Source organism: Pedobacter sp. T50_32, assembly GCF_057652195.1.
Genome location: NZ_JBYFBY010000002.1, coordinates 531,788 through 554,964 on the forward strand (window position 1 = coordinate 531,788; position 23,177 = coordinate 554,964).

17 protein-coding genes are annotated in these 23,177 nt (G+C 36.2%); 7 read left to right on the forward strand and 10 right to left on the reverse strand.

Features of this window, described 5'->3' with window-relative positions:
• The first annotated feature begins 299 nt into the window (after positions 1-299).
• Complete coding sequence (locus AC23ME_RS07695) at positions 300-1,481, forward strand: AIR synthase related protein (RefSeq protein ID WP_487727174.1); 1,182 nt, start codon at positions 300-302, stop codon at positions 1,479-1,481.
• Positions 1,482-1,559: 78 nt separating this feature from the next.
• Here the strand turns inward: AC23ME_RS07695 and AC23ME_RS07700 are convergent, their stop codons facing one another.
• Together AC23ME_RS07700 and AC23ME_RS07705 are read right to left on the reverse strand one after the other, a co-directional pair.
• Entirely contained in the window at positions 1,560-2,414 is an 855-nt protein-coding gene (locus AC23ME_RS07700; protein ID WP_487727175.1) for a dienelactone hydrolase family protein, read from the reverse strand.
• 97 nt (positions 2,415-2,511) lie between these two features.
• The gene (locus tag AC23ME_RS07705; RefSeq protein ID WP_487727176.1) at positions 2,512-5,778 is read right to left on the reverse strand and encodes a TonB-dependent receptor; all 3,267 of its coding nucleotides are present in this window, start codon (positions 5,776-5,778) and stop codon (positions 2,512-2,514) included.
• Between the two features lie 338 nt (positions 5,779-6,116).
• On the opposite strand from AC23ME_RS07705, the gene lpdA reads away from it, so the two are divergent.
• From lpdA to AC23ME_RS07725, 4 genes are all read left to right on the forward strand, one after another.
• Positions 6,117-7,505, forward strand: a complete 1,389-nt coding sequence (lpdA, locus tag AC23ME_RS07710; RefSeq protein WP_487727177.1) for a dihydrolipoyl dehydrogenase — start codon at positions 6,117-6,119, stop codon at positions 7,503-7,505.
• Positions 7,506-7,655: 150 nt separating this feature from the next.
• Positions 7,656-8,498, forward strand: coding sequence for an MBL fold metallo-hydrolase (locus tag AC23ME_RS07715; RefSeq protein ID WP_487727178.1), 843 nt, complete (start codon positions 7,656-7,658; stop codon positions 8,496-8,498).
• 385 nt (positions 8,499-8,883) lie between these two features.
• A complete protein-coding gene (locus tag AC23ME_RS07720) occupies positions 8,884-9,744 on the forward strand; it encodes a sigma-70 family RNA polymerase sigma factor (protein ID WP_055130013.1) in 861 nt (286 codons plus the stop codon).
• A gap of 137 nt (positions 9,745-9,881) precedes the next feature.
• Positions 9,882-11,330 (forward strand): glyceraldehyde-3-phosphate dehydrogenase, encoded by a 1,449-nt coding sequence (locus AC23ME_RS07725; protein ID WP_487727179.1) that lies wholly within the window; start codon positions 9,882-9,884, stop codon positions 11,328-11,330.
• 114 nt (positions 11,331-11,444) lie between these two features.
• Here AC23ME_RS07725 and AC23ME_RS07730 read toward each other — a convergent pair whose 3' ends face one another.
• Together AC23ME_RS07730 and AC23ME_RS07735 are read right to left on the reverse strand one after the other, a co-directional pair.
• Positions 11,445-12,191 (reverse strand): LytR/AlgR family response regulator transcription factor, encoded by a 747-nt coding sequence (locus AC23ME_RS07730; protein WP_487727180.1) that lies wholly within the window; start codon positions 12,189-12,191, stop codon positions 11,445-11,447.
• A gap of 4 nt (positions 12,192-12,195) precedes the next feature.
• Positions 12,196-15,060 carry a sensor histidine kinase gene (locus AC23ME_RS07735; protein WP_487727181.1) on the reverse strand — a complete coding sequence of 955 codons (2,865 nt, stop codon included), beginning with the start codon at positions 15,058-15,060 and terminating at the stop codon, positions 12,196-12,198.
• Between the two features lie 226 nt (positions 15,061-15,286).
• Here AC23ME_RS07735 and AC23ME_RS07740 point away from each other — a divergent pair, with 226 nt between their 5' ends.
• Positions 15,287-17,059 carry a LamG-like jellyroll fold domain-containing protein gene (locus AC23ME_RS07740; protein WP_487727182.1) on the forward strand — a complete coding sequence of 591 codons (1,773 nt, stop codon included), beginning with the start codon at positions 15,287-15,289 and terminating at the stop codon, positions 17,057-17,059.
• A gap of 65 nt (positions 17,060-17,124) precedes the next feature.
• Here AC23ME_RS07740 and AC23ME_RS07745 read toward each other — a convergent pair whose 3' ends face one another.
• Complete coding sequence (locus AC23ME_RS07745; protein ID WP_487727183.1) at positions 17,125-18,108, reverse strand: potassium channel beta subunit family protein; 984 nt, start codon at positions 18,106-18,108, stop codon at positions 17,125-17,127.
• A 123-nt stretch (positions 18,109-18,231) separates the two neighbouring features.
• Here AC23ME_RS07745 and AC23ME_RS07750 point away from each other — a divergent pair, with 123 nt between their 5' ends.
• Complete coding sequence (locus AC23ME_RS07750) at positions 18,232-19,167, forward strand: M20/M25/M40 family metallo-hydrolase (protein ID WP_487727184.1); 936 nt, start codon at positions 18,232-18,234, stop codon at positions 19,165-19,167.
• A gap of 40 nt (positions 19,168-19,207) precedes the next feature.
• Here AC23ME_RS07750 and AC23ME_RS07755 read toward each other — a convergent pair whose 3' ends face one another.
• The 5 genes from AC23ME_RS07755 to AC23ME_RS07775 form a co-directional block, all read right to left on the reverse strand.
• Positions 19,208-19,474: a hypothetical protein gene (locus tag AC23ME_RS07755; protein ID WP_487727185.1), complete on the reverse strand. Its 267-nt coding sequence runs from the start codon at positions 19,472-19,474 to the stop codon at positions 19,208-19,210.
• A gap of 147 nt (positions 19,475-19,621) precedes the next feature.
• On the reverse strand, positions 19,622-21,223 hold the full coding sequence (locus AC23ME_RS07760) for a S41 family peptidase (protein WP_487727186.1): 1,602 nt from the start codon (positions 21,221-21,223) through the stop codon (positions 19,622-19,624).
• A gap of 39 nt (positions 21,224-21,262) precedes the next feature.
• Positions 21,263-21,868, reverse strand: coding sequence for a haloacid dehalogenase (locus tag AC23ME_RS07765; protein WP_487727187.1), 606 nt, complete (start codon positions 21,866-21,868; stop codon positions 21,263-21,265).
• A gap of 34 nt (positions 21,869-21,902) precedes the next feature.
• Positions 21,903-22,376 carry a hypothetical protein gene (locus tag AC23ME_RS07770; RefSeq protein ID WP_487727188.1) on the reverse strand — a complete coding sequence of 158 codons (474 nt, stop codon included), beginning with the start codon at positions 22,374-22,376 and terminating at the stop codon, positions 21,903-21,905.
• A gap of 82 nt (positions 22,377-22,458) precedes the next feature.
• Positions 22,459-23,121, reverse strand: a complete 663-nt coding sequence (locus AC23ME_RS07775; protein ID WP_487727189.1) for an ABC transporter ATP-binding protein — start codon at positions 23,119-23,121, stop codon at positions 22,459-22,461.
• Between the last annotated feature and the right edge of the window lie 56 nt (positions 23,122-23,177).

The following is a 23,177-nucleotide window of genomic DNA, read 5'->3' on the forward strand; positions in this document are numbered from 1 at the left end:
TACTATTTTAAATTAACCTGCAAAAGCCCTAGTTAACTAAACAGGATTGAAGTGGTAATCCTTTTTGTTTTACCTGTCATCCTGAACGCTAGTGAAGGATCTGTAACTTAAAGCACTTCATTTGTAGATTCCTCGTTCTTCGGAATGACAGAGTAGCCCAAACAAAAAGATTAAAACGGAAAGCCCGACGACCGATAAAAAACACCATCAAAACTGCTTTTCAAATTAAAATTACACTACTATTTCTTTGTGCTTTCAGCTTTATGCTTTCGGCTTAAAAAGCTATCTTTGCAGCAATTATGAGCGACAATAGGTACAACCAACGTGGCGTTTCTGCATCTAAAGAAGATGTACATGCAGCCATCAAAAACATCGACAAAGGAATTTTCCCGAAAGCATTCTGCAAAATCATTCCGGATATTCTGGGCAACGATCCTGATTTCTGCAACATTATGCATGCCGATGGCGCTGGTACCAAATCGTCTTTAGCTTACACTTACTGGAAAGAAACTGGTGATCTTTCTGTTTGGAAAGGTATTGCGCAAGACGCCATCATCATGAACATCGACGATTTAATTTGCGTGGGTGCTACAGATCAAATCTTGTTGTCTTCTACTATTGGCCGTAATAAAAACCTAATTCCTGGCGAAGTAATCGCAGCTATTATTAACGGAACAGAAGAAATTTTAGCAGAACTAAGAGAGTTAGGCATTTCTATCTACTCTACTGGTGGCGAAACTGCTGATGTTGGCGATTTAGTGCGTACCATTATTGTAGATTCTACTGTTACTTGCCGTATGAAACGCGATGAAGTAATCAGCAACGATAACATTAAAGCTGGTAACGTAGTAGTTGGTTTAGCGTCTTACGGAAAAGCTACTTACGAAACTGAATATAACGGTGGTATGGGCTCTAACGGCTTAACTTCTGCCCGTCACGATGTTTTTGAGAAAACTGTTGCGAATAAATATCCTGAAAGTTTTGATCCAGGTGTACCTTTTGATTTGGTATTTTCTGGCGGCAAACAATTAACTGATTTGGTTCAGATTAGTGATAATGAAAGCGTAACTGCAGGGAAATTGGTATTATCGCCAACGCGTACTTATGCGCCGGTAATTAAACAGGTTTTAGACAAATACCGCAGCCAAATTGATGGTATTGTACATTGCAGCGGTGGTGCACAAACTAAAGTTTTGCATTTCGTTAATGAAGACGTACACGTAATTAAAGATAATTTATTCCCAATTCCTCCCCTATTTAAACTGATACAAGAACAATCTGGTACTGACTGGAAAGAAATGTACAAAGTCTTTAACATGGGGCACCGTATGGAGCTTTATGTTCCTGCAGAAATTGCAGAAGATATTATTGCTATTTCAAAAAGCTTCAACATTGATGCGCAAATTATTGGTAGCGTAGAAAAAAGCGAGCAAAAACAAGTCACTATAAAGAGTGAGTTTGGAGAGTTTGTTTATAACTAACCTTTAAAACTGTCATTCCGAGGCACGAGGAATCTATTTATTAACTTAATTTTCTCGTTCTTCGGAATGACAAATAGTTTATCCCAACTTCTTCTTAAATAAATCTATAGTGCGTTGCCAAGCTAATTTAGCAGCGGCTTCATTGTATCTTGTAGGCGCTGTATCGTTATTAAAAGCATGGTTCACTCCTTCGTATACATATAATTTGTAGTCAGTTTTATTTGCTTTTAAGGCTTCTTCGTAGGCCGGGATACCTGCATTGATACGTTCGTCTAAACCGCCATATTGCAATAATAAACTCGCTTTAATTTTAGGCACATCCTCTGCCTTAGCTTGCGAGCCATAATAAGCTACCGCAGCATTTAATAACGGATCTGCAACGGCTAGTTTATTTGCCATTGCGCCACCCCAACAAAAACCGACAACACCAGTTTTACCATTCCCTGTTGGATGTGCCCTCAAAAAGTCCAATGCTTTCAAATAGTTTTGCAAGTTCTTCTCGGCATCTAGCTTACCTATCATTTCCCTGCCTTTATTTTCATCCGCAGGCGTTCCGCCTATTGGAGATAAAGCATCTACGCCTAGCGCTACAAAACCGGCCAAAGCTACTCGTTTGGTTACATCTTTAATATGCGGGGTTAGGCCTCTATTTTCGTGAATTACCACCACCGTACCTAACTTCTTTTTATTTCCCTTCGGCATGGCAAACAAACCTTGCATCTGTCCTTCGGCTCCTGGAAAAGTGATCTCCTCACTATGTACCTCATCATCTTTAACTGTTGCAGCGGCTGCATAGTTGCTTTCTAAACTTGGCAGAATAGTCAAAGCTAACGCAGTACTACCAGTTAAAATAGCCAACTTCTTCATAAAGTCTTTACGACTAATTTGGCTGTGCGTATAAGAGTCATAAAGGTTAATGATTTTTTGATCCATAATTTTTGAGTTAGGGTTTAATCTAAGGTAGCTATAAACAAAAAAATCCCCAAGCAAATGCTTGGGGATTTAGATATTGTATTGTGTATTTTACAACTTAGTTAAAAGCGTATCTTGCTCCAATTTGGATTTGATATCTAGAACCCATACCTGTATTATCTCTAAAAGTAGTAGTACCTAAATCAGTTCTTACATTATATCTCGGTCTACCTGTCGCAGCATCTCTACCAATATATGATACAGGAGTAGCCAATGAAGGTATTTTAGTAATACCCCAGTTTTTGTTTAACAAGTTACCAAAGTTCACAATATCCATGCTTAATTGGAATCTGTTACCAAATTCTTTACCAAACATAGTTCTGATCTCCTGCATAACTCTTACATCAACACGATTCGCCCAAGGATATTCAGCGCCATTTCTTTCAGCGTATTGTCCTCTTCTAGTGCTTAAATATTTGTCTTGATTGATATAACTATCTAATCTGTTCCATTGAGCTTGCGCAGTTTCTCCGTTCGCTCCAGTAGTAGGAACAATCATGATATCATTGATATCTCTAGGAACATACATCAAATCATTACTATTTCCATCAGCGTTTACGTCACCGGCTACTTGATAAGAGAAACGAGTATTTCCAAAACCATCACCGTAAGGAGAACCTTCGTAGATTAATCCAATAGAAGTTGGAGAATTAGGGATTAATTTAACGTTAAAGTTAACCGAAGCAATTATTCTGTTTCTAACAACAAAACTGCTATATGCTAAAACAGGTTTGTTAGGATCTCCAACAACAGGGTTTCCTGAGAATGCCGAGTTAGCTTGTGAACCAGGGTTCGAAGTAATATCTCTTGCATCGCTTCTTGTATATGCTACCATAACGTTAGCTATCTCACCAAATCTCTTTTGAAGTTGCGCAGTTACATTGTAAGCATAACCTAATGACGTATTGTCTAACACGATAGCATTAGTGATGTTTGAGTTAACTCTATTTGGAGCCGCACTCGCATTACCTGAAGTAGCTGAAACTCCAGGAAAGTAAGGTCTAGTATCACCTGTAGCAGTGTAATTACCTGCTGGATTAACTAAGTTTGCGTTTCTGTGATAAATCTCATTAATAGAGTTAGTGTACATACCTTCTAAAGTAGCTAATATACCTCCTGGCAATTTATAATCAATTGCTAAACTTGATCTCCAAATTTGAGGCAATTTGAAATTGGGTGCTGTAAGGTTTATCGCAAATGTAGATGGAATATTCACGTTTGCCGGGATATACGCTGAAGGATTAGGGTTAAATGGACGATTTGTAGGATTTGTTAAAAAATCTTGACCAAACATTAATCCAGTGTTACCAGCTTGGTTAGTTAACCAAACTCCTGTAGAAGCACCCGTGAAGATACCAGAACCACCACGAACAATTAAATTTGAATTTTTAAACACATCCCAGTTGAAACCTAATCTAGGAGAAAAAAGCATTTGTGTTTTAGGAAGCTGTCCTACGTCTAACTTCTCTCCATCTCTAAAACTCATAGCAGTTACTAATGGGTTAGAAGGAATATCAGCAGTGTAAATAGGTAAATCCATTCTTACACCGTAAGATAATTTGAAGTTTGGCTTTACATACCATTCATCTTGCGCATAAAAAGCTACTGGCATTTGGCTAAAAGTAGCGTATGGAGTAGGATTATTAGGATCAGCAGAATATGTTAATTGGTATTGAAGAGGCACAATTGAAGTGTTTCCATTTGCAGCAGCTACAAAATCAGAAAGACTTCTGTATCTAAATTGTCCACTGAAAAACTGACCAAACGCATTCGCAAATTTCTGGAAACCTACTGTACCACCTAAAGTAATTGTATGGTTACCTGCAAAAATATTAAAGTTATTGTTTAAAGTATAGATATCTTGATTTAATCTATTTAAACCACTAAATGGTTCCGAACCTAACGAAATATAATTGTTATTAGCACCATCCTCAATATCAACTAGAGGGAAAGCACCACCATTTTGCTCTCTATAATCTCTAAAACCAGTATAAATCAATTGAAGGTTATTAGCAAACTTGTTTCCAAATCTAGAATTCAACTCTGCAGTTATCGAATTCATATTATTGAATTGCTTGTAACGAAGATTTGAAAAAATCATTGAGTTCACACTAGGACCTCTACCATTTCTAGAGCCAGAACCACTTGGAGCTTTATCCTCGAAAGAATTAAGATAGTTGTATCTGATTGTTAATTTCTGAGAATTACTGATGTTCCAATCTAATCTCGCTGTAATATTATCTGCTTCAGTAAGGTTGCTATATCCATCAATCTCTCCAGCATCATAACCAAATCTTGATGCAACAAGATTTTTCACAGTCAACATATCACTCAAAGTAACTCTAGAGATACCTGATCCGGTAGTGCCTCTATTAACCTGTATTGTTGAAAATGGTGCAGATCTACGACTAACCTCTCCATTTACGAAGAAGAACAATTTGTCTTTTAAAATAGGACCACCTAAAGTGAAACCAACTTGCTTGTTAGCAAAAGCTGAACCAGCATTTCTTGGAACAGTAAAGTCACCTACTTCATAACCTTGTAAATTTTGATTCTTGTAATAAGTATATATGGCACCTGAAAACTTGTTGGTTCCAGATTTAGTTACTGCGTTAACACCTGCACCTGTGAAACCACTTTGCTTCACGTCATACGGAGCTAGGTTAATTTGAAGCTCATCTAAAGCTTCTAAGGTAAAAGGCTGAGCACCAGTTTGTCCACCTGGAAGAGCAGATAAACCGAATACGTTATTCATTTGAGCACCGTCTAACGTTAAAGAGTTAAACAACGCATTTCTTCCTGCAAATGAAAAACCATTACCCGCAGAGCTAGATTGAGGTGTTAACTTAGTCAAATCTGTTATACTCCTAGAGATTGCTGGCAATTCTGCAATTTGTTGTCTAGAAATTGAGGTGGCAGCTCCTATTTTAGATTTACTACCTGACGCCGAGCCTGTGATTACAACGTCTTTCAACGTGTTCACATTATCATCTAATTGAACGTTTAAGACTGTAGCATCACCTAATTTAAGATAAATATCTTCAACGACTTTTGTTTGATAACCAACAAAGCTAAATTCTAGTTTGTAAGGACCACCAACTCTAGCATTAGGAATGTTGTATCTACCATCATTATTAGTAGTAGTAGTGTAGACAGTACCAGTTGGTGTATGTGTAGCCTTGATGCCCGCACCTGGTAAAGATTCTTTTGAGTCTTTAATCGAACCTGTTATTGATGAAGAAGTTACCTGTGCGTTCACCGAACCCACAAAGCCAACTACCACAAGAATAACCGATACAATTTTTAATAGTAAAGATTTTTTCATGCTCTTTGTAAATGAATTTAATTGTGTTTTGTTAAGATATGTTAAAAAATACCGCTGCAAATCTAGGTATTAATTTCATTACAGCTTCTATCCCAATGTTAAATTATTATTAACTATTTCAAAACTTACCAACACTTAACATACTTAAAATAAGCGAATAATATTGTTGAACTTGCAACTACATACCAAATTATCAACTGCCAATAAAAAGTTTTACCAAAATTTCAGTGCTTCAGCTATTTTATTGCAATTACGTTATTTCACACCCTATGGTTTAATCAACATTTTTTTTAATTTTGGCAACAAATTATCACGTTAATTTCCCTTTATAAAATAATATGAACTACGATTTAATTGTGTTGGGTAGCGGTCCGGGCGGATATGTTACTGCCATTAGAGCGTCTCAGTTAGGAATGAAAGTTGCTATTGTAGAACGCGAATCATTAGGTGGAATTTGCCTAAACTGGGGCTGTATCCCTACTAAAGCTTTATTAAAAAGTGCACAGGTTTTCGAATATATCAATCATGCTGCAGATTATGGTATCACTACTTCTGAGGCTAAGGCTGATTTCGATGCTGTGGTGAAACGTAGTCGTGGCGTGGCAGACGGCATGAGCAAAGGTGTTCAATTCTTAATGAAGAAGAACAAAATTGAAGTAGTAATGGGTACCGGCAAAGTTAAAGCCGGCAACAAAGTTGAAGTTAAAGGCACTGACGGTTCTCAAAAAGAACTTTCTGCTAAAAATATCGTCATTGCTACAGGTGCTCGTTCTAGAGAGTTGCCTAACTTAAAGCAAGATGGCAAAAAAGTAATAGGTTACCGCCAAGCGATGGTACTACCTCAACAACCAAAATCAATGGTAGTTGTGGGTTCTGGCGCTATCGGTGTTGAGTTTGCTTACTTCTACGCTACAATGGGTACAAAAGTTACCATCGTAGAGTTTATGGAGCATGTTGTACCTGTAGAAGATGAAGACGTTTCAAAACAACTGCTACGTAGCTTAAAGAAAACTGGTATCGAGATTATGACTTCTTCATCTGTAGAGTCGGTAGATACTAGTGGTGCTGGCTGCAAAGTTCAAGTAAAAACTGCTAGTGGTATGCAAACTATCGAGTGCGATATTGTACTTTCTGCCGCTGGTGTTGTTGCTAACATTGAAAACATTGGTTTAGAAGAAGTGGGCATCAAAACTGATAAAGGCAAAATCGTTGTTGACGAATATTATAATACTTCAGTAAAAGGATATTACGCTATTGGCGATGTGGTTCCGGGTCAAGCGTTGGCACACGTAGCTTCTGCGGAAGGTATCATTTGCGTTGAGAAAATTGCTGGTCAACATGTTGAGCCTTTAGATTACAACAATATCCCAGGCTGCACTTATTGTTCACCAGAGATTGCTTCTGTAGGTTATACTGAAAAAGCTGCTAAAGCTGCCGGTTACGAGTTGAAAATTGGAAAATTCCCATTCTCGGCCTCAGGTAAAGCAAGTGCCGCTGGTGCAAAAGATGGTTTTGTGAAATTAATTTTTGATGCTAAATACGGAGAATTATTAGGCGCACACATGATTGGTGCTAACGTAACCGAAATGATTGCTGAAATCGTAGTAGCTCGTAAATTAGAAACTACAGGTCACGAAATGATTAAAGCAGTTCACCCTCACCCTACGATGAGCGAGGCCATTATGGAAGCTGCCGCTGATGCATACGGAGAAGTAATCCATTTATAAGTTTAATTGTTTAAACTGTTCGAATTGGTTAATTGTTATATTGCAATTAACCAATTTTTGTTTTAAGCCACTTTCGCTACAATTAACCAAGATTGACATTTCGACATATAATGCAAAATCGTAATTCGTAAATCTAAAATCGTAAACCAAATGAAACTTTACACCATTAATACCGGAAATTTCAAGCTAGACGGCGGCGCAATGTTTGGCGTTGTACCTAAATCTATTTGGCAGAAAACTAATCCAGCAGATGAGAACAACTTATGTTCTTGGGCAATGCGATGTCTTTTGATTGAAGATGGCGGTAGACTGATTTTGGTTGATAACGGATTAGGCAACAAACAAGACGACAAATTCTTTGGTCACTATTACTTGCATGGCGATGATACCTTAGACAAATCACTTGCTGCCCATGGTTTTCACAGAGATGACATTACTGATGTTTTCCTAACTCACCTGCATTTCGATCATTGCGGTGGCTCTATTGAAAGATATGGCGATCAACTTCGCCCTGCGTTTAAAAATGCAATTTATTGGAGCAACCAACAGCACTGGGATTGGGCAGTAACGCCAAATGCAAGAGAAAAAGCATCATTTCTGAAAGAGAACATTCTTCCTATACAAGAAAGTAGACAGCTTAAATTTATACCTACGCAACAAAACGTTCATTTTCATGATGGAATTAATATCCGCTTTGCGTATGGACACACCGATGCTATGATGTTGCCACAGCTACAATACAAAGACAAAACCATTGTCTACATGGCAGATTTGCTGCCTTCTACTGGTCACATCCCACTACCCTACGTAATGTCGTACGATATGTTTCCATTACAAACGTTAAAGGAAAAGAAAGATTTCCTGGAAGAAGCAGCGACTAACGACTACATCTTATATTTAGAACATGATCCTATTAACGAGTGTTGCACACTACAGCATACGGAAAAAGGCGTACGATTAAAAAATACTTTCTCGCTTAGCGATATCATATAAATTGTTTTACATATAATTGGCAATATAATTCACAACTTGTGGAGATAGCTGTCCTAATTTAATATCAGTTTATGCTACGCTAACTGGCAGTTGTGTCAGTATAACATCAAGGTTAGCTTAAATTACAGCAAAACAAATTAAATTTCGTTGATACAAACGCTAGCAAAAAGTTAAATAAATAATTGAAAATCAAAAAGTTAAAACACCAACAACAAACTATTTTCAAGCTGACATGTTAATAACTTGGAATGATTTTTGCTATAAACAAATCGTTCAAAAAAAGGTGACAAAACACAACATTTTCAGTAATTTAACTTTCAGTAATGCACAAAAAAATCATATTTTTGCAGTTCTGAAAAAACAAAACGAGGACCAATACATATAAATGAGACAACTCAAAATAACCCAATCCATTACCAACCGCGAAAGTCAATCTTTAGATAAGTACTTACACGAGATTGGAAAGGTGGATTTAATTACAGCCGAAGAAGAAGTAATTTTAGCTCGTAAGATTCGTGAGGGAGATCAAGCCGCTCTTGAAAGGTTAACAAAAACCAATTTACGTTTCGTGGTTTCTGTTGCCAAGCAATACCAAAATCAAGGTTTAACCTTAGGAGATTTAATTAATGAAGGTAACTTAGGTTTAATTAAAGCAGCAAAACGTTTTGATGAAACTAAAGGTTTTAAATTCATTTCTTATGCGGTATGGTGGATCCGTCAATCGATTTTACAAGCTATTGCTGAACAAAGCCGTATTGTACGTTTGCCGTTAAACCAAGTAGGTTCGTTAAGTAAAATCAGTAAAGCTTTCTCTAAATTAGAGCAAGAATATGAGCGTGAGCCTTCTCCAGAAGAATTAGCTGATATCTTAGAAACGACTGTAGACAAAATTTCTGATACTTTGAGCAACTCTGGTCGTCACGTTTCTATGGATGCGCCATTTGTTCAAGGAGAGGAAAACACGTTATTAGATGTATTAGAAAACCACGAACCTAATACTGATAGCAACTTAATTAACGAGTCGCTTTCTGAAGAGATCAAACGTTCTTTATCTACTTTAACCGAAAGAGAAAGAGAAATCATCGTATTGTTCTTTGGCTTAAGCACTAACCATCCGCTTTCATTAGAAGAAATTGGTGAAAAATTCAATTTAACTCGTGAACGTGTACGTCAAATTAAAGATAAAGCGCTACAACGTTTACGTCATACTTCTAGAAGTAAAATCTTGAAATCGTACTTAGGTTAAGCACTTTACACACAACTTAGTGTAATTTCAACACACTGAAAAACAATATTTTACAAGAAAAATAAATTGAAAAAGATTGGGCACTCGCTCAATCTTTTTTACTTTTGCAGCATTTCTAACCAAAATAATTTTCTTGTATGTCTAATAAATATCAGTCGGAGTTTCAAAACTGGATTGAAAAAGAAAAAAAAGCACTAGAGCTTATTAAATGCGTTGGCCATTTATGGTACGATAGATCTATCGAATTAGTACTATTCCGTAAACCTTTGTTTGACGTTGGCAGCAGTGAAATTCTGGCCTATCACCAATATGCCAAAGAGATTAGCGGCAAAGACATTTCTATCTACGAAACATTAGAGCTCGCCAACACTATTGCAAAATCGAGCTTGGCTCCATCCCGTATTGATATTGGCAGACTAGCTTCTGAGTGGCTCGATGACAGTAATACGCAATCTTCTATGCACGATTTCGTAATCAATAAACTAGGAAAGCACATCGGCAAGGATAAAATCACTCTAAAACCTAAAGACGTAATTTTGTACGGATTTGGACGTATTGGTCGTATTGCAGCAAGAGAATTAATTGTACAGGCCGGAAAAGGCGAACAGTTACGTCTGCGTGCCATTGTAACCCGCAGCTACAGCGATGAAGAATTAACCAAACGTGCAGAGCTGTTACGCACAGATTCTATCCACGGTCCGTTTAATGGTACTATTGTTGAAGATCGCGAGAATAAAGCGTTGATCATTAACGGTCAGACGGTTTATCTAATTGTTGTTAAAAACCCTGAAGATGCGGATTACACTGAATATGGCATTAATGACGCTTTAGTGATCGACAACACTGGAGTTTATCGTGATCGTGAGGGATTGAGCCGTCACCTAAGCGCTAAGGGCGTAAGCAAGGTTTTGTTAACCGCTCCAGCCAAAGGCGATATTCCAAATATTGTTACCGGCATTAATGATGGCGATTTCGATTTCAAGGAAGAAACTATATTTTCAAATGCTTCTTGTACTACCAATGCAATCATTCCTGTGTTGAAAGTAATTGAAGATAATTTTGGTATCGAGAAAGGGCACATCGAAACAGTACATTCGTATACTAATGATCAAAATTTATTAGATAACTACCATAAAAAATACCGCAGAGGTCGTTCGGCAGCTTTAAACTTAGTAATTACCGAAACAGGTGCGGATAAGGCCGTTGCAAAAGTATTGCCCCAATTAGCTGGAAAACTGACAGGAAATGCTGTTCGTGTACCAACGCCAAATGTTTCGTTAGCGATATTGAACCTTTCATTAAATCAGGAAACTAGTAAGGAAGTTATAGAAGATGTTTTAAAACAAGCTTCTCTATTTGGCGACCTTTCAGAACAGTTAGAATATTCTGTATCTAATGAACTGGTAAGCACCGATTTAATTGGCAACAGTCATGCGTCAATTGTAGATGGACCTGCAACCATTCTTTCGAGAGATGGAAAGTCTGTAGTACTTTATGCATGGTACGATAACGAATATGGCTATACCCGTCAAGTTATTCGTTTAGCTAAGAAAATTGCTGGTGTGGTAAGGCTAACCTATTATTAGGTCTCCCCAACAACAGAATCGTCATTGCGAGGCACGAAGCAATCTTAAAGCAATAGTTTTAGCCTAGCTTTAGTTGTAAGATTGCTTCGTGCCTCGCAATGACGTTTTTACTACCTATCTCTTAACTAACCGAATCTTCTCTAGAATAATCTGAGATTTGTCAGGCGATATAGGCACTGATTGATTGTTCCTAAAAAGAAGACTTCCTCCATCGCTCTTATTGTAAGATACAACGTGGCTTAAATTCACGATGTAAGATTTATGAGGTCTAAAAAACACAGGATTATCTTGAAATACATCTTCGAAGTTCTTCAGGTTACGGCTAATCAGGTATTTAGTTTCATCCTGCATATTTATTTCCGAGTATGCTCCTTCGCCCTTAATAAATAAGATTTTATCCACATCTAAAAATATCAAAGAGCTTCCCGAAGGAACTGCTATCTTTCCTAAATGTACATTATTGATATTTTCCTTTAAAATGCCATAATCCTGGATCTTATCTTGCAGCTTCCTTACCCTCCCAATCGCATTTACCAATTCCTCTGGTACAATGGGCTTCAAGAGATAATCTACCGCAGAAAATTTGAAAGCTTTGATGGCATATTCGTTGTACGCCGTAGTAAAAATAATGCTGAAGTTAATTTCACTTTCATCAAAAAAATCAAGTAATTCTAAGCCGCTATGCCCAGGCATTTCTATGTCCAGCAAAACAATAGCAGGCTTTAATTTACGTATTGCCTTTACTCCTTGCGATAAATTTTCGCATTCTGCAACAACATTCACCTCCGGGGAATACTCCCTTAATATCAGCGAAAGGTTAATCCTTGCTCTGTTTTCATCATCTATTATTATCGCATCCATACAACTATGTTAAAGGTAACTCAATAATCACCACGGTTCCAGCTCCCTGTTGGTTAAGCCCTATTCTATCTACGTAATTAACTGATATCTTACGATGCTTATTTTTATTTAACAAATCAATTCTACTTTGCATGGCAGCTGTAGCGAACGATTTATGTTTAAGTTGCTTAATCTCATTAAGTGCCATACTTTTCTTTCGGCCAATACCGTTGTCATCTATAGTTATTGTCAATTTATCAGGCTCTTTTTTAAAAATCACCTTTAGCATTTTATTTCCTTCTTTATGTAAAAGCCCGTGCTTAATGGCATTTTCTAGGTAAGGTTGCAATAATAATGAAGGTATCCTGATATCATCGCCTGCATTTATACCTAATTCTGTTATGGTGTATTCAAAATCGCCATTAAACCTTGCCTTTTCTATATCTAAATAAAAACCAATTGTCTTGGTTTCCTCTGTTAAAGAAACCTCATCCTTTTCAGACATTTCTAGAATTGTACGCGTTAAATTGGCAAATTTAGACAAGTAGTTCACTGCTTGCTTTTTCTCATTAGAAAGAATGTACGATTGGATCGTATTCAATGCATTATAGAAAAAATGCGGGTTCATCTGCGACTTAATTGCTTTTAGCTTAGATTGGTTTAGATTATTCTCTATACTTATTCGATCTAATTTCTGCTGACTTTGTTTTTGGTGCTGTTTAATCTTATAGCGATAAAATAGATAGATGATTATTACTGCTATTAAAAAAACAAAGGATAAGAACCAGAAAGTTAACCAAAATGGTTTTTTAATTTCGAAAGACAGCTTGGTGTAGTGCTCGGTTGAACCTACTCTAAACACGATCAGATAATGCCCAGAAGACAAAGAGCTTAACTTTAAACTACCACTTTGCTCTTGTAAAAGCTGCCACTTATCGTCATTTAGTTTATAATAAATTGGAAATCGTTCCCTAAAGGTATACGCTAACAAAGCATAATTAATTGCAATGTTATTTTCATAGTAGGCTAAGTTGGGCAGTTGTTCCTGAGCTACGGCCACATCATTAACTGTTAAATTAGTGATCCTGAAGACGGGAGTAATTACTTTCTCTATTGTCTTTTTGGGCTCTATCAATATACCTTTTGATGTAGCCAAAATAAATTTATCACCACAATCGACAATGTCGGTAACTTCGAAGTCTTTGTAAGAATTTGGCAATTGTGTGAACTTTCCAGTTGAAATATCGTAACTATAAATACCAGTAGCAGTGTAGATGAATAAAAGTGTATTAGATTTGCTAATTCTATATAAATCTTTCGCTGGATGTTGTTTACTAAAGTTTGAAACTGAAATTGTATTACTTGAATCAATTTCATAAAGCTTGCCATTGGTAGAAAGCGCATAAACTTTATCATAAAATGCGACCAAATTCTTGATAAATAGAGTTTCGTTTGCGGATTTCAACTCTGCATATCCATGTTTATTAAGAAAAAACAAGCCTATATTGGCTGCATAATAAATGGTTTTATTCTTTGGGTTGTAGGCGGTAGATTTTCCGTTAACATCGCTTTTTAAAGTTATTTCTTCGAAATTATATTTATTGACTTTGTAGCTATTGTACAAACTATCCCATTCGCTTTTTCGTGAAGACGAATTTTTAAACAATCCTAAGAAACCGCTTGCCGCAAAACTGTAATACTTATCATCAATTTTTTCAATTTCTTTAACTGCCACGTGTGCCTTTGCCAATACCGCTTTAGGTTTTGATAAAATATTAAAGGTATTGGACGAGAACATTAAATTTCCGCTGGCTGTATCTACAAATAGGTGATTGATGGAATGGTTACTGTTTCCTTTGTAAACGATACGTTTTTCATATTTTTTAGTATCCATTTCGTAAAGCGATTCGTTCTCTGTAGAAACTATAAGCTTATTGTGATCTAGCGCTAACCTAATTGGACGAGAACCCATCTCGATTAGTGAATTATCAAAATTTGGAACTAAAATGACGCCACGATTTAGTGTAGAAAACCAATAATTGTTTCTGTCGTCTTTATAGGCAGAAGAAACATTAAACTGTTTAAAATAGTTTGAAGATTGCTTATGGTCGGCAGAAAACATATGGGCTCCCTTAGGACTAAAAAGCCAAATTCGATGATCTACAAATGTTAAATTATGTACATAATCTGGTTGATCTATTTTTTGTTTCTTTAAGAAGTTGCCATTTCTATATATGTAATACTGATTTGTAATTTTAGAAACCATGAGCAAACCCTGTGGCGTAGCTTTAAGCATTATGGCATGCTTAAGCGATGCATAGAAATCATTTGGCAGTTTTATTCTTTTAACCGCACCATCTACGTTAATGATGAAAAGATCTTCTGCCAATACATAAAACGAATTATCCATTTGAGCAGCAGCAATAACGTGTTTATCTGTTACTGAAATATCTGCAACAACATTTAACGTCTTTAAATTGTATTTGCAAACTCCTCCCTTTTTAAGCACAAAAAGAAAATCACCTATGATCGCATATCCGTGAAAACCAATTGGTTTTTCTTGATCTAACCTATACAACTTGCCATTTTCTACAAAATATAGGTAACCATCAAAATTACTATACCATATCCTTCCGAATTTGTCTTGCGCTATCTTAGAACCAGCCCTAGAAGTTTGTTTATCGGAATAAAAGACATCAAACTTAGCACCATCGTAACGACACAGGCCATCGTCGGTAGCAAACCACATAAAGCCATTTTTATCTTGGTAGATATCATAAACACTATTAGAAGGTAGGCCTTTTGTTTTATCTACAATAAAATAGTAAGGATCTTGACCGACAGCTAATTGCGTAATAAAGAAAAATAATACAGTGAAGAGTTGTTTCAATAAAAATCGTTTTATCAAAAATATAAAATAGATAGTAGTATCTAACTACTCAGTTAACGAAACAATTAATTGCATTAACCAAAGGCCTATAAAACGCATCGCTAATGTTTAAAATTCAGATTTCTAAGTTTCGTTAACTCAAAATAACCTTTCATAAACATTCATTTTTTAAAGGAAAGTGTTGCTTTAGTTTTGACAAATCGAATAAAAATTAAATCACAGAAATATGAAAAAACAATTACGCTTTTTATTATTATACATCATGCCATTTGCTTTTGCCAAAGCGCAGGTAGCTACACTATCAACTCCTTCGTCAGGTAGTATTACCACCACAACAGCTACGATAGTTGGAAACATTACTACAACTAGCAATGCCACTGTAACTTACAATTTAGCTACGGAAAGTCCTAGCAATATTAATTTATCACCAAATTTAGGATCGCAGACCCAATCTACAGGTACTTGGGTTATGGTCACGAACTTAAATAATTTATTACCGAACACTACTTACTATTTTAGGTTTAGAAGCCAAAATACCTCTGGAACATCTTTTTCTCCTATTATAAGTTTCACGACATTAAAAGAAGGGCCGACAATTTCTAATGTTTCAGCGGCTGTAACATCTAGCGCTGCCACCATTAACTATACGCTAAATGCAAATAATGATGCTTCAACATCAATAGTTAAATATGGTTTAGCTGCAAATGCACTAAATAACCAAGTTAGTGGCTTTTCTGCCACGGGCAGTACTGCAACTACAGGTAGTGCCGCAATTGCCGGCTTAGCAGAGAATACAACTTATCATTATGAAATTGAGGCTACAAATGTAAAAGGAACAAACAACAGCACAGGTACTTTTACAACTAGCATGGCACCAAAATTAATTGCAGAATACAATTTCAATAATACTTATAACAATACCTTAGGTACTAATCCTTTTTCGAGTAATAGCGGAACATCCTTTACAGCAGACAGGCATGGAAACGCAAACAGCGCTCTAAACATTAATAACACTGGATCGCAAGCTACCATTACTGAGCTGCCTTACGGAAACGCTGCTCGTACTATCACATTTTGGGCAAAAGTAAATACAATGAGAACAGACTACAACATGACTTTTTCGTATGGTCAAGGCGTGCTAAATAGAGCTAATGGGGGTTCCTTTGTGGCCAGTGCGGTTACCTACCTAGCTTACAATAATAACCTACACAGTAGCTCTGCGGCAAATTTATTGGCAACTTGGTACTTTTTCACTTACACCTATGATGGTACTACTGCCAAAATTTATAGAAATGGAACTTTAATTGGCTCGGAAACTAAAGTATGGACTACCTTCAATAATAACGACATCTTTAGGTTGGGTGTTGGTGTTGGTAACGAATACTGGTTTAATGGCGCTATTGATGATTTGAAAATATATAACTACGCTTTAAATAATGAGCTGATTAACAACCTTTACAATCTTAATACATTACCTGTTAACTTAATCTCCTTTACTGCAAAAGCTCAAAATAACTCAGCGGTATTGCATTGGGAAACTGCGAACGAAGCTGACAATAGCCACTTCGTAATCAAAAGAAGCTTAGACGGAGTAAACTTTGGCGAGTTAAATACTGTATCTGCAAAATCTACAAACGGAGCTAACTATCAATTTACAGATAACAACCCAGCAGCTGGAATTAATTACTATCAGTTACTACAAGTTGACTTAAATGGAACGACGAAAGACTTGGGTATTAAAACGGTAAGTTTTGCATTGCAAAATACAGTAAAAGCATTTCCAAATCCAACAGTAGACAAAGCTGAAGTAACGTTTAATGCAGGGAACTTTACAAATGCGAAATTAACCGATGTTAACGGCAAAATCTTACAAAAAATTAATATTAGCAAATTGCAATACAGCATTAGTTTAAGTCTGGCAAACTATCCTAAAGGTTTATACTTACTACAATTGCAAGGAGATAAAGAGCTATTAACCCAAAAAATCATAAAGCAATAAGTAATCTTTTTAAATGCGAAAATCCCCAGTAATTACTGGGGATTTTCTGTTTTATAGCATTAAAACTAAAACTGCGGGGCTACAGGTTTCGTTTTCACAATAGCTTCAATTTTAGCTACAATGTCATCAGTTAACAAAGGTAAAACCTCTAACACTTGTAAGTTTTCTAGTAATTGAGGCACTTTCGAAGCACCTAAAATTACGGTACTTACATTCGGATTTTTCAAGCACCAAGCAATAGATAGCTTTGCTAAAGAAACATCCAAACTATTAGCTAATTGTTGTAGGGCATTAGCTTTCTCCATTCTATCGGCAGCCAATGTTCTATCTTTAAGCCACTCTAAGCCTTGCATCGCCAAACGAGTTCCTTCTACCCCACTGTTGGTGTATTTACCTGATAAAATTCCAGATGCCAAAGGCGACCAAATTGTAGTTCCTAAGCCGTGGTTATTGAACAAGTGCAAAAATTCATTCTCCAATTTCTCACGCTCAAATAAATTGTACTGCGGTTGCTCCATTGTAGGGCCAATCAAATTGTATTGCTTTGCTACAGCAATGGCTTCCATAATTTCGGCAGCACTCCATTCTGATGTTCCCCAATATAAAATCTTACCTTGTTGCAACAGTGTATTCATTGCCCACACGGTCTCTTCAATTGGTGTATTTTTATCAGGGCGATGACAGAAGTACAAATCCAAATAATCTACCTGTAAACGCTTCAATGCAGCGTTGCAAGCTTCAATAATATGCTTCCGAGATAAACCCATTTGATTGGGACCTTTTCTTTCGGCACCGAAAAACACCTTGCTAGAAACCACGAATGTGTCTCGTTCCCATTTCTTTGCTTTAAGGATGTTCCCCATTACAATTTCCGATTTACCTTCTGCATAACCTTCAGCATTGTCAAAAAAATTAACACCTGCATCGTAGGCTACACCCATTAGCTCGTCGGCTGTTTTATCACTTATTTGATTACCAAAAGTTAACCAGCTACCAAAAGATAGCGCACTCACTTGTAAACCAGATTTTCCTAATCTTCTATATTCCATTTTATGAAAATTTTATGCAGCAATTTACTTACTTACCAGCAAACGAAAAATCAACTAACAAGTTTTTACAAAAACAAAACTTTTTTAACGGATATTCATAACTTTAAAACTCAATTGAAAAGCATGAAAAGATTATTATTGATTATACCTTTGGCGTTGCAGCTGGGTTGTGGTTCGGTTAAGGAAGCGAAAACAGTCAACAGTCAGTTGCTAAAAGACGTAGAGATTTTATCATCAGATGAATATGAAGGTCGCAAATCTGGAACCAAAGGCAGCGAACTATCAAGAGCTTATTTGGTAAAGCGGTTAAAAGATATTGGTGTAGAAGCTCATCCTAATTTTGGCAAGTACGAGCAAAATTTCGAGATTAAAACTAGAAACAGTGTAACTAAGGGTATCAATCTTATTTCTTACATCAAAGGTAAATCTGATGATGTGATTGTCATTTCAGCACACTATGACCATATCGGCATCATTAAAGATGAGATTTACAATGGTGCTGATGATAATGCTTCTGGCGTGGCTGCCTTACTGAGCTTTGCAAAATACTTTAAAGCCAACCAACCAAATTACACTTTAGTATTTGCCTTATTTGATGCAGAGGAAATGGGTTTACAAGGTGCAAAAGCATTTGTAGCTAATCCGCCAGTTGGCTTAGAAAAAATTAAGTTAAACGTTAATATGGATATGATTAGCCATAATGACAAAGGCGAACTTTATGTGGCTGGAACATTTAAATATCCAGAATTGAAGAAGTATTTGATTACAACTAATCCCAATATAAAACTACTTGCTGGCCACGATGACCCTAAACTAGGACATGATGATTGGACCAACCAAAGTGACCAAGGCGCCTTTAATGCAAAGAATATTCCGTTTTTATATTTTGGTGTGGAAGATCACAAAGACTATCACAAAGCTACTGACGAGTTTAAGAACATTAATCAAGAGTTTTACACTAATGCAGTAAGTGTGATATTGGAAGTAATTAAAAACATAGATCAGAAAAGAGATATACAATCAATTTTTAGGGAAAACCTTAAAATGAATAAGCAATAGCATAATAAAAAATCCCAACTGAAAAGGTTGGGATTTTTTATTAGAAATCAATATCAACTACTGACTTGATAGGGACGTGTACATTATTTTTTAATTGAAGATATTTCTCCGTAACCGACCAAACGGTTGTACTTACTTTTTTAATTCCATGTTTGGTATTAAACGCAATATAGGCCTTTGATTTAAACTCGTTCCCCAATCTTTGCGCATGAGAAAGTTTAGCTAACTTCTCCTCAGATAATTGTATATCTGCGGGCAAAAAATCGTAAGTATTTATTTCTTCTTTTTCAATTAATTCACCAATCATAAGTATTATATTTTTGTTTAAACAAGCTTAACAATTTTTTAAAAGAATAACAATAATGTATCTTAATTTTTAGACAGCAATTTGTAAAAATTTTAATAAAAAAAAGGTCGCAATAGCGACCTTAATTCATTTCCAATGCTATTCTAATTAGTTTTTAATTTTAAATCTATTTTCTACCATCCCTTTAAATTCTCGATCTACTAGCTCTAAGCTAGAAGAGTTTACGCTAGAAGTCTGTATAGATTTACTTAATGTAGATTTAGTAAAAGTGCTATTTACAGTCGTTGCGTTAGGAGCAATAATTGTTAAAGCTTGTTTAATTAATCCATCTCTAACGTCGCCAAATTCGTACATAATATAATTACTGGTTCCAGCTACAAGTTCAGAAGCATTTACTGTTGGTGTCATTCCGTCATAGTAGCCACCTTGGCCAGCAGAGTTCTTTGTTTCAAATAAAGAAAAATAAACGTCGTATTTATTTTGGATTGTAACCGGAAAGAAACCTATAGGCTTTCCGTAAGTTGTAGATCCAACTAAACTCACATTTACAAAAGGTTTCAAACTATTAATTACTAACTCACTTGCAGATGCAGTATTGCGACTAACCAAAAATACGATTTTATCAACATTAGTTAAATTACCTTTCTTTGAGAAGTTAGTTATATTCGCTGAAGGTGCATAGTTTACATCCGCGTAGGTAAGCATTTTCCCACTAGAGTTATACCTTATTTTTCCAGCTCCATCTAACAGTGGTTGATTAACTAATATTTTTGCGTTTCCAGCCTGCATAGTCGCATTAAAATATTCGGTAAACATTACACCGGATACAGTTGATGGCGCTAGCAAATTGATTAAATGCTCGGCAGTACTTACGTAGCCGCCGCCGTTGTATCTAAAATCTATAATGATATCTCTCACACCGCTACTTGCAAAACCATTAATTGCATTTGTCAACGCGGTTTCAGAATTCTCAGCATTAGAAAATCTCGCATATGCCAAATAACCAATCTTTTTAGAATCTGCTGTGATTATTCTAGACTTGTAGATAGGGCTACTTTTGAAAACAGATTTAGTTAAATTATATGTTGCCGTAGTTCCATTTGCTTTTTTCACTTCAATTGCCATTGTTGTAGCATTTAAAGCTGCATCCAAATCATTGTACTCCCCGTTATAATTAGCTCCAAAACTTTTACCGTTAATTTTCGTGATTAAATCTCCCCTCGTAACTCCAGCAGTCTCAGCAGGAGAACCTGGATATACACCACCCACAAAGAACAAGAAGCCTGGATCGTTAGAATATGTAAAAATATTAAACCTAATTCCTACATCGTTACCGTTTCCTTCCAAATCTACAGATGCTGTTTGATTGATATTTGCGGTTGGGTTTTTATTTGATTTATCGAAAATATACGAAAATTTAGGCGCTGTATAATTGGTTTTGTATTCTCCTGGATTAGAATATTTCGATATTTCAAACAGCTCTTTTTCGTAATTCAGCAAGTCTGTACTTAAAGAACTGTATTGTCTTGGATTAAAAGCTGCGTATGTAGGAAGTTTGTCATTCCAATAATAAATTTCTTTCGCATACAGAAAAATAGAATCTAGACTTAACTGTTGCCTTGTTGCAGTAGTTGTAGGCGGAGTTACCGGAGGATCTGGTGTAGGGTTAGGTTCTACCTTATTTTTTTTACAAGCTCCAAAGGCAAGAGCAGATACCGCGAACAGTACCACTAAGAATCTTCTATTCATTTTATAATTAATAAGCACCACTAATTAACGAAATATTATTTACAATATTTCTGTTACAGAAAAACATTTTATATCCGAATTTACGATTTCAAATTCGCTTTGGTTTTCCGGCACAATCAGTACAACGTCATCTTTTTCAAGATCTTGTTCTTTCAATAACTGATCAATGGTTGAATGAAGTGAGTTTTCATACTCTTTTGTGAAGTACAATTTTAAGTATTGCTCTAAACCATTCCATTCTAGTTGCTTTATTTTATTAATGGCTACAGCAGGACTTCCATCCGCCAGAATAAAAATCTGTTTTCTATCTACAACTGCCTCCTGCAACAAATTTAGCACTCCCTGAAATAACAACAGCTTTAGCGGGAGACGAGCAGTTTCATGAAGCAAATCGAAATTGTGCTGATACTTTTCTTGAATTGAAAATTTGGCCGCTGTCTTTGCAAAAACATCACTACTGCCCTCCTTTTCATATTCACTACTCATAAAATCGATGATCGCCTTTGCATCAATCTGCTCAGAATATGCCATAAACTCAGAGAACAAATAATAAACTTGCAACAAATAATCTTTTTGAGGATATAAAGCATTATCAAGTACAATGGCAACCGCCTTTTTATCGGTTAAGAATTTTTCAAATGCCATAAAAGGTTGTTAAATTTTAAGAAATCATCCTTCATTAAGGATTTGTAATGGAAACTAAGCTTAGCTCTTCGGTTTCGGCCTCAATTGCATATACACCATTTAATGTTGCTTGCTGAGCTAGATCGAGATTATTTTCTGAAGTGCTATAAAGCAACTTTCCGTTATCGAAAACAAGCCAATCCGTAATTTTTGAAGATTTATACTTTGGATTTGCAGGCAACAATACACTCAATCCAAACTCCTCAAACAATACTAGCGACTTTGTCAGCGCAGCAATTTCAGCTTCGTAAAGTGGAACTAGTACATCTACTCCATAATCTAAACACTTAGTGAGCAGATTGTGGGCTAGTACGTCGGCATTCCATCCGCCTAATTCTACAAAGCTGTAAGTGTTAGTAGCGATAGTAGGCATATCTCCATAATCGCCTAAAACTACTTCCCAACCTTCGAACGCTTTTACCAATTTTAAAGCTGTCGCTGTTTTGCCTCCGGTAATTAAAATTTTCAATTGTTGTATTGCTTTATGTTATATTGCTTTATTGTTTGGGTTTCGACACGCTTAGGCTAACAAACTGCCTACTGTAAACTGCTTACTGAGAACTGCCAACTATTAACCCGTCTTTCATGGTGACTACCCTATCGCTTATTTTAGCCAACTCATTGTTATGGGTTACGATAACAAAAGTTTGCTTAAAGTTATCTCTTAAACTGATGAATAACTGATGTAGTGCATCTGCATTTGCTGAATCTAAATTTCCAGAAGGTTCATCAGCCAATACAATTGATGGATGATTTACTAAAGCCCTTGCTACCGAAACTCGTTGTTGCTCGCCACCTGATAATTCATTTGGTTTATGATGAGCACGATCTTTCAAGCCAAACAGATCTAATAGCTCTGCAGCTCTTTTCTCTGCTTCCTTCTTGCTTCTTTTTGCAATAAACGCCGGAATACAGATATTTTCCAAAGCATTAAACTCTGGCAACAAATGGTGAAACTGAAATACAAAGCCAATATTCTGATTTCTGAAAACACTTAAACGCTCACCAGAAAGCTTGCTAACTTCCGTGCCTTTTAAAGTTACTATACCAGCATCAGGCTGATCTAATGTTCCCAAAATATGTAACAACGTACTTTTGCCGGCACCAGATGCACCAATTATACTTACAATTTCGCCTTCATTTACCTCAAAATCTACACCCTTCAATATCTCTAGGCTACCGTACGCTTTTTTTATCCCCTTGGCTTGTAACATAATGCAAATGTAGATTAATTGTTGAAAGATTGGAAGGTTACAAAGTTGAAATGTTA